Annotated in this window: 11 protein-coding genes; all 11 read left to right on the top strand. The window is 47.6% G+C overall.

Annotation, left to right across the window (positions count from 1 at the left end; translation table 11 throughout):
• Positions 1-743 precede the first annotated feature (743 nt).
• Positions 744-1154 (top strand): DUF6444 domain-containing protein, encoded by a 411-nt coding sequence (locus K1558_RS29005; RefSeq protein ID WP_238655454.1) that lies wholly within the window; start codon positions 744-746, stop codon positions 1152-1154.
• 33 nt (positions 1155-1187) lie between these two features.
• Positions 1188-1844: an IS66 family transposase gene (locus tag K1558_RS32935; RefSeq protein ID WP_338019744.1), complete on the top strand. Its 657-nt coding sequence runs from the start codon at positions 1188-1190 to the stop codon at positions 1842-1844.
• Positions 1845-1884: 40 nt separating this feature from the next.
• Positions 1885-2214 (top strand): IS66 family transposase, encoded by a 330-nt coding sequence (locus tag K1558_RS32940; RefSeq protein WP_420800476.1) that lies wholly within the window; start codon positions 1885-1887, stop codon positions 2212-2214.
• Between the two features lie 113 nt (positions 2215-2327).
• The gene (locus tag K1558_RS29015; RefSeq protein ID WP_238655455.1) at positions 2328-2771 is read left to right on the top strand and encodes a hypothetical protein; all 444 of its coding nucleotides are present in this window, start codon (positions 2328-2330) and stop codon (positions 2769-2771) included.
• Positions 2772-3277: 506 nt separating this feature from the next.
• A complete protein-coding gene (locus K1558_RS29020) occupies positions 3278-4006 on the top strand; it encodes a Type 1 glutamine amidotransferase-like domain-containing protein (RefSeq protein ID WP_238655456.1) in 729 nt (242 codons plus the stop codon).
• Between the two features lie 210 nt (positions 4007-4216).
• Complete coding sequence (locus K1558_RS29025) at positions 4217-5815, top strand: response regulator transcription factor (protein ID WP_238655457.1); 1599 nt, start codon at positions 4217-4219, stop codon at positions 5813-5815.
• Positions 5816-6012: 197 nt separating this feature from the next.
• Positions 6013-6948, top strand: a complete 936-nt coding sequence (locus K1558_RS29030) for an ABC transporter permease (RefSeq protein WP_420800477.1) — start codon at positions 6013-6015, stop codon at positions 6946-6948.
• 21 nt (positions 6949-6969) lie between these two features.
• Positions 6970-7845, top strand: a complete 876-nt coding sequence (locus K1558_RS29035; protein ID WP_238655458.1) for a carbohydrate ABC transporter permease — start codon at positions 6970-6972, stop codon at positions 7843-7845.
• A gap of 27 nt (positions 7846-7872) precedes the next feature.
• On the top strand, positions 7873-9384 hold the full coding sequence (locus tag K1558_RS29040) for an ABC transporter substrate-binding protein (protein ID WP_238655459.1): 1512 nt from the start codon (positions 7873-7875) through the stop codon (positions 9382-9384).
• Positions 9385-9435: 51 nt separating this feature from the next.
• Complete coding sequence (locus K1558_RS29045) at positions 9436-11175, top strand: sensor histidine kinase (RefSeq protein WP_238655460.1); 1740 nt, start codon at positions 9436-9438, stop codon at positions 11173-11175.
• A gap of 123 nt (positions 11176-11298) precedes the next feature.
• Positions 11299-12681 carry an MFS transporter gene (locus tag K1558_RS29050; protein ID WP_238655461.1) on the top strand — a complete coding sequence of 461 codons (1383 nt, stop codon included), beginning with the start codon at positions 11299-11301 and terminating at the stop codon, positions 12679-12681.
• Positions 12682-12729 lie beyond the last annotated feature (48 nt).

The following is a 12729-nucleotide window of genomic DNA, read 5'->3' on the forward strand; positions in this document are numbered from 1 at the left end:
TAAATCTTTAGGATTTGAGTGTGGAGCTCATAGCAAATTCTAACTACTTATAAACGATAAATGCCAAATGACTTTACAGGAAGCAATCACTTATGCCAAAGATCGTTACAAGTTATGCCAAATCTACGTTACAGAATCGCCGAAATAAGGCCTTTTTAGTGACAAGATGAATTACAACTCACAGCAAAGTAAATAAACTCCCCTACTCATTTCCAAACCAACCCCGGGCAAGTGCGACGAACTGCGTCAAACGGTGGCAAATGTGACAAATGCCACCCGCCACATTAAGGGAAGAGCACCAGGAAAACGCTAGATGGCGGCCCCTGAACCAATCACTCTTTCCTTTTTTTATCTTTCCCTATTGTTTTCTTAATTCTTTTCCAATCATTCCTCATTTTCATCACGACATTAATTTCATTCCCCGATTTTTTCACCAATTCCTTGGTTATTTAATTTCTTGCTGCGACAATTGTCCGGTTATAGTTCGGATACTTTGAGGGGATTTCGTTGAGCAAACACAAGGATAGTGAATAGAAAATGATTTAATATTAATTGGATAGAACGGGGCGTTACCTAAAATAGTTAGTTTTCTTTGCGCAGTTTCATTGACTTAACATTGGATGTCAAATTTCGTTACTACTTAGGTCCCCTTGAAAAATTTCCGGCCATTCTCCACCTTCGAAAAGGAATTCCACTTTCCCCTGTCGAAAGAAAAAAGACAAAACCCGGGAGGTGAATGAGGTATGGATGTTAGCCCACAGCAAGTCCTTCAGATCAGTAAAGGGGATCCTGAAATTGCAGGCTTCATCCAGATGCTCCTCGACCAAAATCGGGCCTTGACCGAACAGAATCAGCGCCTTCAACAAATCGTTGACACCCAGGCGAAAGAGATTCAATCGCTGAAAAAACGCGTGCATGAGTTGGAACGGCAACTCCAGCAGAAGAGTCATAACAGCAGCAAACCTCCATCCAGTGACGGGCTTCGCAAGCCTCCAAATCTGCGGACTCCTGGCGGTCCTAAAGGCGCACCGAAAGGCCATCCCGGGACTACGCTCCATGTCATCGACAACCCCGATGAGGTCGTTGTCTGTGAACTAACCACCTGCCCGGATTGTTTGGGCTCGCTTGCAGATGCTTCCTGTGTGGGCGAATAACAGCGTCAAGAATTCGACCTTCCGGTATCCCGTATCTGGACCACCGAGTTTCGTGCAGAGCAGCGCTACTGCGCTTGCTGCCAAAAAGTCCAGCGCGCAGCCTTCCCGTCCCAATATGGCCCCCGGATGGCGGCGTGGACGGTTTATTTGCATACCTTTCACTTTCTTCCGCTTCAGCGGATGGCTCAGCTCTTCGAGGACTGGACGACGTATCGGCCCAGCGAAGGGGCCTTGCTTTCTTTTTTAGAGAACGCTCATGACCGGTTCGCCCCCATCGAAGAGCATATTCGTACCCAGTTGCATCAGAAAGTCAAAGTCCATGCCGACGAAACCGGGTGCCGGGTCGACGGACGGACCCAGTGGATGCATGTCATGTCCGATGAAGCATATACCTTGCTCCAACTGCATGCCAAACGGGGAGCGCTCGCGATGAAGGACATCGGATTTTTACCTACTTATACGGGAACCGTCGTCCATGACTGCATGAAAGGATATTTTAATGAGAAGCATAGCTATTCCCGTGCCTTGTGTAATGCCCATTTGCTCCGGGAGTGCATTGGAATCGCCGAGCATGACGGACATAAGTGGGCGAAGCAGATGAAGGATCTGCTGACGGGAGGGCTGGACCCAGGCGCTGCGTTCCCGTCAAGCCGGGGTTTCCTTGGAGAAGGAGGTCCTTCAATCGTTTAGGGAACGGTATGACGCAATTCTCCAAACGGGTGAAGGGGAATTGTCGAAAGACTGGGTACGGGCCAAAACGTGTAAAAAGGGGCGTGCCATTAAGAGCAAGACTGGCAACTTGGGAGAACGCTTTTTGATTCACAAAGAGGTGATTCTCAAGTTTCTTTGGTGTCCCGAAATTCCCTTTGATAACAACCAAGCCGAACGTGATCTCCGAATGGTCAAGGTCAAGCAAAAAGTCTCCGGTTCGTTTCGGACCGAAGCTGCAGCGCAATGGTTTGCCCGCTTACGGAGCGTCGTCTCCACCTACATTAAACAACAACTCCCTGTCCTCGCCTCGCTATCTCTTGCCTTTTCCGGCAACCCTGTTTTGAAGTGACCTAAGTAGTAACCAAATTTACCACTATCACTAATGTGTCTTTTGTGTCATTTGACACAAAAGATACATTAGTGATAGAATAGACATATCGAAATTATAAGGAGGATCATAAAATGAGTAGCAAACAATATCGACTTAAAAATTGCGAGTACGAACTGATCCAGTTAATTAGAATGATGGAAAGTGGTAATATGATCAAGATTCGACGAATTCTTATTGAAGAATCCATAAAAGAATTAGAGGACGCTCAAGACTGTAGTAGAAATCTTGAAAAACTTTATGCCTATAAAGAACTTCTTTATAATGGGGAAAAACCAGAAAAGGAGGATGTTGTATCTGAGATTGATGAATTACTAGAGAAGTACGCTCCAATAATACATTTAGGCAATCCCATCAAAAGCTTTTCAAAGGAAGAAGAACTAGAGTATGCAATTGATTACTTTTCTGATATGATGACAGACTCAACAGAAGAAGCATCGTTACTAAGCAAGCTATCGAAATTAATAGAAAAGGTGAATTCAAAAAAAAAAATTGAGTTACTGGGCAATAATGAGTAGATTGAAAGGGGATGTAACAATATATTTGTATTAATAATATAACATTTTATAACAATTCTTACTGTATACACTGAAAATAAACACGTTATAAAGCAAATAAACTCGTCACACTTTCCATTTTCCTACTCATTTTCCAAACTGCCCACGAAAATCAGACAAGTGCGTTGAACGGCGACAACTGCGATGAACCGCGTCAAACGGTAGCAAGTTCAAAAATTGCCATAACTGCCACAAAGGACACGAGTGACACAACCCCCGCCACATCAAAGGAAATCCAAGGGAAGATAACCAGGGAAAAGCTAGATGGTAGTCCCTTTCAATTGTTTTCCAATTCATGAGACGACATTATTTTCGGTGCAAAGGGGGAGTTACGTTTTTACATTAAGTTAACCACCTATATAGCTTGTCACAACAGAGTCAGTCCCGGTGTGTCTGAATAAGACATAATGCATCCGGGGCTTTTTGTTATCTTTGCAGCTTCAATATTATAAATAGGAGTGATGAATATGGGGATTATTGTGGCTATTGGCGGTGGAGAGATTAGCGAGTTGGAGACTTTGGCCATCGATCAAACGATTGTAGATTTAACGAATAAAAGGAATCCCAAAGCATTGTTCATTCCTACAGCCAGCATGGATGCGCAAGGGTATTGTGATTCTTTTCAATTCGTATACGGTGACCGATTGGGGTGTGAGGTCAAGTATTTGTTGCTGACGACAAATACATATGCCCCAGAAGAAATAGAAGAAATGATCTTATCCGCCGATTTAATCTATGTGGGTGGCGGTAATACGAGGATGATGCTGGACATCTGGCGAGAGCATGGTGTGGATACTGTGCTGAAGCAGGCGTATGCTTCGGGGGTTGTGTTGTCCGGAATGAGTGCGGGTTCGATCTGCTGGTACGAATACGGTCATAGTGACACAGAGACATTCGATACTTCAGGAGAGAGGATTTATATCAAATTGAAGGCTATGGGGATCTTACCAGGAATTCACTGTCCTCATTATAATGAAGACAACCGCGAGGCAGATTTCTTGGAAATGGTTAAGGGAATGGATACAACCGGCATAGCCATTGAGAATCACTGCGCCATTATTTATAAAGACGATAGGTATAAAGTGATCTCCTCCAGAGAACAGGCCAAGGCCTATAAGATACAAGAGATCAATGAGCAGATGATCGTGACGGAAATTGAGAAGTACGGTGAATATAATGAGATAGCCAATCTGTGAATAAAAGCCCGCACTCTGCCTATCCGGCCAGAGTACGGGCTTTTGATTGTTCAGAGGACATCACTGAAAATTTAATTAAGCTTCATTCTCCACCAGTACTAGCTCCCGCTAGTACTGGTTTTTTATTTATCCACCTTTTTGCATTTGATGATGTAATATATTACGATAGGGATTCTTATTGGGCAGAACTTACTAGCGGAGGATCAGAACATGTACAAAATGCTCATTGTAGATGATGAAGTTCATTCAGTGGAGGCGCTGCAGCAGGTTGTGGACTGGGAGAGCCTGGGGATTACTGAGGTGCTGACAGCGTATAATATACATAAAGCCAAGGCGTTGATTGAACAGCACCAGATCGACATCGTGCTAAGTGACATCGAGATGCCGATGGGGAGCGGGATTGATCTGCTGGAATGGCTGAAATATAACAAGCCTGAGGTCGGAGTCATCATGTTAACCTGTTATGCGGAATTTGAATATGCCCAAAAGGCGATTCGGGCCGGGAGTCTGGGTTATCTGTTGAAGCCCGTCCGGGTGGAAGAGCTGACCGAGGCCGTGCAGAAGGCCATTGACCAGAATGTGAAGCAGGCCGCATATGAGGAAGGCCAGGAGATCCGCCAGCTCTGGCACCAAAACCAGTCGATTCTGAACGAGAAGTTCTGGCTGGATATTCTGGAACAAAAGGTTCCTTCGCATCCGCAGGCCATCACTGAGTTCGCCAGGCAAATGAATATTGAATACTCTGGTGACATGCAGATTATGCCGGTCTTAATCTGGGTGCAGCGCTGGAACCAGTCTCTGAGTACCCGGGAATACAAAATCATGAATTTTGCCTTGAAGAATGCGGCAGAAGAGATGATCGCCAGCAAAAACACGCGGGTCGGCAAAGTGATTGAGCTGGATGTCGGCGTACTTGCCGCTGTCATCTTTGACGGCACGCCTTCGTTCAATGAACTGAATAGTGATCTTACCGCCTTCATTGAGGCGTGCAATCTGTATTTCAAATGCGCTCTGTCTTGTTATATCGGCGATCAGGTTCAGCCGCACGCTTTGGTTCCGATGATTGAGCAGCTTAAACAGATCCACGAGAATAATGTGTCTGCCATGAACAAAGTCTTCCATATCGGCCGCCAGCCTCTGGTCTCCCGCCCCGTTGAGATGCCGAACATGAATGTCTGGCTTCATCTGATAAGGGAAGGCTCCAAGGACACGATGCTGCAGGAAGCGCTGGCCTATCTGGAGCAACTGATCAACCGAGAAGGCATTGACGCCAGCTTTCTGCACCGGTTCTACCAGGATTTCATGCAGATTCTATATCTGTATCTGAAGGAGAAGGGCATCCAGGCGCATCAGCTCTTCTCGGACCCGACCTCTGTAGGCTTTGCCCAGAAGGCCACCTATTCGATCATGGATCTGATCAGTTGGGTTGAATATGCCGTCACGAATGCCACCGGATATGTGAACGAAGTGGAGCAATCCCATACCGTCATCCATAAGGTGCAGAAGTACATCTCCCTGCATTTGGACGAGGAGCTCTCCCGCGAGGTCATCGCTGAGCAGGTCTGCTTGAATAAAGACTACCTATCCCGCTTCTATAAAAAAGAAACCGGAATGGCGCTGCACGACTACATCTCGTTAGAACGGGTGAAGCTGGCTAAGGATCTGCTGTCGCGGACGAACACTCCCATCGGGGCGATTGCCCTGCGTGTAGGCTACAGTAACTTCTCCCACTTCTCGCAGATGTTCAAGAAACATGCGGGCCTTAACCCGGGAGAGTACCGCCAGAAGTATAACGTACAGAAGAAATAATCAGTGGAATAAGCAATCCGGCCCGTTTGGGCCGGATTCTTTTTTTTGAATTTGTGTGGCGTTACTTTTGGTCAGATTAACGATAAGAACAGGTCGTGAATGGAGTAGAGCAGGAATGCTTTTAAACTTAGTATGTTATATAATCCCTGCTAATTAGAAATCAGTATAATCTCTTGGGGATAAAGGAGTCTGGTGAAATGGAAGCCAACATCAGTGGCATGAGCAAAAGGAAAAGGCTAAAAAAGCATATCCCCCTAACCTTACTGGCCCTCCCGGGGTTGATCTATTTGCTCTTGAATAACTATATTCCGATGGTGGGGTCCATCATTGCCTTCAAGAACTTTAATCCCTCACTAGGTATATTTGGAAGTGACTGGACCGGATTCGATAACTTCAAATATCTGTTCCTGACCTCCGACGCCTACATCATTACAAGAAATACCCTGCTGTATAACGGATTGTTTATTCTCCTGAATGCGGTTGCAGGGATAACGGTAGCGCTGCTGCTGAATGAGATCAGACAAAAGTTTATGCTGAAGCTGTACCAGAGCGCCGTGCTGATTCCTTTCCTGATCTCCTTTGTTGTGGTGTCTTATCTGGTATACGGCATGTTAAGCGCAGAGACAGGATATATGAACAGAACGGTCCTGCCCTTCCTCGGTCTGGAGCCTATTCAATGGTATATGGACAGCACGTATTGGCCGCTGATCTTGATCTTCATCAATACGTGGAAGTTCGTAGGCTACAACTGTGTGATCTACTTTGCCTCCATCATTGGCATTGACCAGGAGCTCTACGAGGCGGCTACGCTGGATGGGGCTTCCAAATGGAAGCAGATCACCCATATCACCCTTCCGGGAATCCTGCCTACGATTGTGATGCTGGCGCTGATTGGAGTGGGGAGAATATTCTATTCCGACTTTGGATTATTCTATCAGGTCCCTATGAATCAAGGCATCCTTACGGACGTTACCAATACAATTGATACTTATGTGTACAGGAGCTTAATGCTGGTCGGCGATTACGGCATGTCCTCGGCAGCCGGCTTATATCAAGGGGCTGTCGGCTTTGTGCTTATCCTTGCTGTGAATCTGGCGGTCCGTAAATTCAACAAAGAGAATGCATTATTCTAAACGTATGGAGGCAACCATCCTATGAATTACCAAGAATCAAGGCTGTGGCGCTATGGGGCGCATGGTATATTGCTGCTGTTGTCCATGGCTGCCTTATTGCCGGTCGTTCTTATGATCATGTCCTCCATTACGGAGGAGACATCCATCGTAGCCAACGGGTATTCGTTCGTTCCGGAAACCTTCAGCCTGAGCGCTTATCATTATCTGTGGAATCATGCAGCGCAATTAACAAGAGCCTACGGAGTTACACTTGTTGTTACCGTCACGGGCACGGTCATTAGCGTCACCATGATCGCCATGCTGGCTTATCCGTTATCCCGGCGGGATTATCCGTTGAAATCGCTGTTTTCCTTCATGGTTCTGTTTACAATGCTGTTCAATGGGGGGCTGGTCCCGACCTACCTGTTCTATACCCAATTCCTGAATGTGAAAAATACAATATTCGCGCTGATCGTACCGAATCTGCTCATGAACGGCTTCCTGGTGTTCATCGCCAGATCGTTCTACATGATCACGATTCCGCCCGCCTTGCTGGAGGCGGCCAAGATCGATGGTGCCGGTGAGATCAGAACCTTCTATACCATTGTCCTTCCGTTAGCCAAGCCGGTGCTGGCTACCCTTGGGCTGCTGCAGGCGATTACGTATTGGAATGACTGGTTCAACGGGCTGATCTACCTGACTGACCCCAAGCTGTTCACAATCCAATACCTGTTGAACCAGATGAATAGCAATATTCAGTTCCTGGCCAGCAATAATCTGGGCAATCTGAGCAGTATGCTCCCAGGGGAATCCGTCAGAATGGCGATTGCGGTGATAGGCGTCCTTCCATTAATTCTGGCCTATCCTTTGTTTCAGAACTATTTTGTGAAGGGGATTACGCTGGGGGCTGTAAAATAGCATATTTCAAATAGGGGGAAGCTCACAATGAAGAAAAACAGAACATGGATGGTTATGATTCTCATGTTATCCTTACTGGTAACGGCCTGCTCAGGCCAGACCCATCAAGCCAAGGCCAATGATCCCTCACCGGATGCAGCGGCGGGAAAGCCTGTTAAGCTTAGAGTAATGTACATGGTATTTAATGTTCCGAATGATATCAGTGAAGTGGAAGCGAAGCTAAACCAGTTATTACAGGACCGGATTCAGGCCACCATTGAATTAATCCCTGTTCAAATGACGAGCTACAGTCAGCAGATGAACCTCGTGATGACCAGCAGGGAGGACATGGACCTGGTGATGACAGGCTATATGGGCAATGTGCTAACCTACAGCCAGCAGGTTGCCAAGGGGGAGCTGCTCCCGCTGGATGATCTGCTCACAACCTACGGAAGCGGTATTCTGGATTCGCTTGGGGATTATGCCCGTACGGCAGCGGTCGGCGGTAAAGTGTACGGCGTAACCACGAACCGGGATCTTGCCGGATCGGAGGGTTGGGTCGTGCGCAAGGATATGTTAGACAAATATAAGATTGATACCGCTTCAATTCAAACGCTGCAGGATATCGAGCAGGCGCTGGAACGGATTCGGGGCGGGGAGAGCATTAATCCGTTCGGAATCGGTAATGGAAGAACCTTCGTCACCGGCTTCTACCCGGATAATATCGATTCGTTAGGCGACAATCTCGGCGTTATCCGTAATGATGATTCCGCGATGAAGGTGATCAATTTTTACGAAACTGAAGAATATAAGAGCTTGGTGAGCCAGGCGCGGGCCTGGTTCCAGAAGGGCCTGATTCCCAAGGATGTCGCCACCGTCACTCAATCATCGGAGACCCTGATGAAATCGAACAAGATCATCTCTTATATTGACACGGCCAGACCAGGCTCAGCAGAGCGGATCTCCGGACTGGTCGGTATGCCTGTTGAGGTCTTCCCGATCTCCAAGGCCAAAGCGGAAACTACAACGGTATCTAAATTCATGTGGGGGATTGCCTCGCACAGCAAGCATCCGCAACAGGCGATGCAGCTGCTCAATCTGATGTACAGCGATAAAGAGGTGTATAACCTGCTCGCCTGGGGGATTGAAGGGAAGCATTATATGAAGGTGGACGATACCTTCATTAAGTATCCCGAAGGCCAGAATTCCACGAACTCTGATTATGCGCTGAATATGGAATTTGCCATGGGCAATATGTTCCTGTCCTATCTGTGGGAAGGCGAGGATGCAACGCTCTGGGAGCAATTACAGGATTTTAACGAACAAGCTTACAGGTCCTCTGCCTTAGGCTTCCTATGGAACGGAACACCTGTTAAGAATGAAATTGCCGCCGTCGTCAACGTCAGGGACCAGTATGCCAAAGCGCTGGAGAACGGACTGGTGGACCCTGATAAGTATCTGCCTGAATTCATAGAGAAGCTCAAAGGTGCCGGGATCGACAAAATTATTGCCGAGAAGCAAAAACAGCTGGATCAGTGGAAAGCGCTGAAGGAGCAATAAGAGCTGTGGGGAATGCACTCCGGGAGTCCTCAACAAAGGAGAATAGTTGTGATGTCACGGGTATTCAAGAATCTGCACATGGACAGTCTGCGCTTTAAATTGCCTGCTCTGCTATTTACTATTCTTATCCCGGTAGTGTTATTCCTCGTGTATTTGAGCCTGTATGCCATGGATGTGGTCAAAGAGCAGGTGGCCCAATCCAACAAGAATATGATGGTTCTGTATATGGACCAGATCGATACGAAGCTGGAGGAAGTGAATAATTATATTTTGAGCATGGAGAGCCTGGATCACAATCTGTATCAGCTAGGCTCCGAAGAGGATCAGACCTATTATTTCGCCCAGATCCGGGTGATGAGTCAATTGTCGAAGGATGTTCTGTTATATCCTGCGATCAATGGGCTTTTTGCCTATGTATCGCCAAGAGAGGATGTCATTAATGCCTACAATAATGATATCAGCACCGCTGAACGGGATCAGCTTGAAGCCTATCTGCGCCAGAAGCTGAACCGGGAGAATATCCTCCGGGAAGGCTTCATCTCTGATAAATGGTATGCGGAGCAGATCGGCGGCCGTTACTACATCTTCCGGATCTTCAACTCAGACGGCATCTATTTCGGGGCATGGGTGAACGTAGAGAAGCTGACCGTCCCGTTAAGTCTGATTGACTTGGGGGAGGCGGGGCTGTCGATGCTTATTGATGCGGCAGGCGAGCCGATGACCGATTCCCCGTTACTGGAGAATACCCGGATTACGGGGAATCTGGAGCGTAATGAGATGTTCGTGCATGATACGGAGTATCTGGTGGTGGGCGAAGCCTCCGAGCTTGCGGATTTCAGCCTGGTGGCGCTCCTTCCCGAGAAGGATATATTGGCTAATCTGCCCTTCCTGCAGCGGCTGGTAGCCAATATCTCAATTGGCGTCTTTATCTTCCTGCCGTTAAGCCTGCTGCTGCTGCGCAATACCGTCCTGAAGCCGCTGAACCGGATATTGCAGGTAATGAAGCGGACGAGGGACGGCAATATACAGTATAGAGTCAAGCCCTTTAGAACCTCGCGGGAATTCATGGAGGTTAATGAAGTATTCAATGAAATGCTGACCCAGATCGAGAACCTGAAGATCAATGTCTATGAAGAGCAGCTGGACAGGCACAAGGCGGAGCTGAAGCATTTACAGCTGCAGATCAACCCGCATTTTCTGATGAATTCCTTGAATATGATCTACAGCTTATCGCTGATGAAAAAGAATGAGCTGATTCAGGAAATGTCGATCTGCCTGGTCGATTATTTCCGTTACATGCTAAGGAGTAATTCAACATTCGTGACGCTGCAGGAAGAGCTGCGGCATGTTGAGAATTATCTGCGCATCCAGGAATTGCGGTTCCGCAACAGCCTGAGGGTTCAGCTCCATACGTTAGATTTTCTTAACAAGCTGCAGGTTCCTCCGTTAATCATTCAGACCTTTGTGGAGAATACAGTGAAGCATGTGGTGATGCTGGAGCAGCCGATCCTTATCGATATTCAGGTCCAGGTCTGTCCCTCTGATCCCTCAATGATGCAGTTTGATATATACGATACCGGACCGGGATACTCCAGTGATGTATTGGAGCACTTCAACAGCGGCGAGATCTATGTGGATGATGAGGGGAAGGAGCATATCGGCATCTGGAATATGCACAAAAGATTAAGTCTGATCTATGGCAGCCATTATCATATGGAGCTCTACAACCGGATACAGGGCGGGGCCGCCATCCTGATCCGTATCCCCCTGATGCAGGAAGCAGGTCAGTAAATTGATAGAAAGAGGTCGTTATCCGAGTAGTGGCGTGTTAGCGGTTAGGCTAACATAAAGAGGTGATCCGTTGTCTAACAACGTGAATTCGCGCATTTGGAATACAGCTAAGGGGGATATGTAATGGGTGTTGCAACGAATGAGACGGTTGAGGTCAATGTCCGGGAACAGGAGACTGAAAGGATCAGCTTCTGGGAGAAGTTAAGCTACGGGGGAGGGGACCTTGCCTTTCAGTTAACCTGGTCGCTGACTACAGCATTTTTGCTCTATTTCTATACGGACGTAGCTCTTATACCTGTAGCGGCGACAGGCGTGATGTTCCTGGTGGCCAGAATTCTGAACGGGGTCTTTAATCCGATCATGGGCGCGATCCTGGACCGGACCCACACCAAGCATGGTAAGGCAAGGCCTTATTTTCTGTATCTGACCATTCCGTACGGGATTATCTGTGTGCTGACCTTCTCCACGTTCGATATGTCCGATGGCATGAAAATTGCTTACGGGTGGTTCACCTTCCTGCTGTTCGGCATTATCTTCTCGGCCATGAACAGTCCTTATGCGGCTATGCTGCCGATGATGGCCCGGGAGCGTAAGAACAAAGTGGCACTCAGCAGCTTCAGAACCATAGGCATGGCGGTCGGCGCCCTGATTGTGAATTCTCTTACACGGCCGCTGATTGATTTCCTGGGGCAGGGGGATGAGAAGCTGGGCTTCCGCCTCGTTGCGTTAATCTATTCCGTCATCGGGATTGCGCTGATCTACTTCATGTTCTTCCAGGCGAAGGAACGTTACACTACAGTCGCCACGAAGGAGAACAAATCGAACTTCTGGGATGATGTGAAGGTAGCCTTTAAAAACAGACCTTGGGTCACCCTGCTGATTTTCGCGATGTTCAACCTGATGCGGGTGGGGATCGTCACTTCGATCACCGTTTATTTTGCCCTCAATGTCATGAAGAATTCAACGATGATCTCCGTTCTGCTGACGATGTTCTCGTTCGGAACGCTGCTCTCCGGGTTCATTGCCCCGGTCGTGTTCAAGAAATTCTCGTACCGTGCAGGGATTTCGATCGTGTTTACCGGCAGTATCATTGGCTATATCGCCATGATTTTTGTGCAGGACCACACCATGCCCTTTTTAATCATTTATATGATTACACAAGTGCTTGCTTTCGTTCCGACACCGGCCATGTTCGCCATGGTTGCGGACTCGATTGATTTCGGAGAATGGAAATTTGGACGCCGGATGGAAGGCTTCCTGTCCTCCACACTCAGCTTGGGGATCACCGTAGGCAGCGCAATCGGTGTAGCCCTGGTAGGTTCAGGCTTATCCGTCATTGGTTATGTCCCCGGCAATGTCAGCGATTCTGTGGTAAGCGGACTCAAAATGCTGTATTTCGGCGGCCCCGTAATCATTATGGCCATTCAGATTATTGTGATTCAATTCTACCGGTTGGACCAGAAGCAGCAAGATGCGATTGCCCAGGATCTGAAGAAGAGCAGATAATTGCAAGTGCGGCAGAGCAGCTCAATAAGTGGAGCCACATTTTCCGGT

The organism is Paenibacillus piscarius (assembly GCF_022234545.1).
GTDB classification, from domain to species: domain Bacteria; phylum Bacillota; class Bacilli; order Paenibacillales; family Paenibacillaceae; genus Paenibacillus_AQ; species Paenibacillus_AQ piscarius.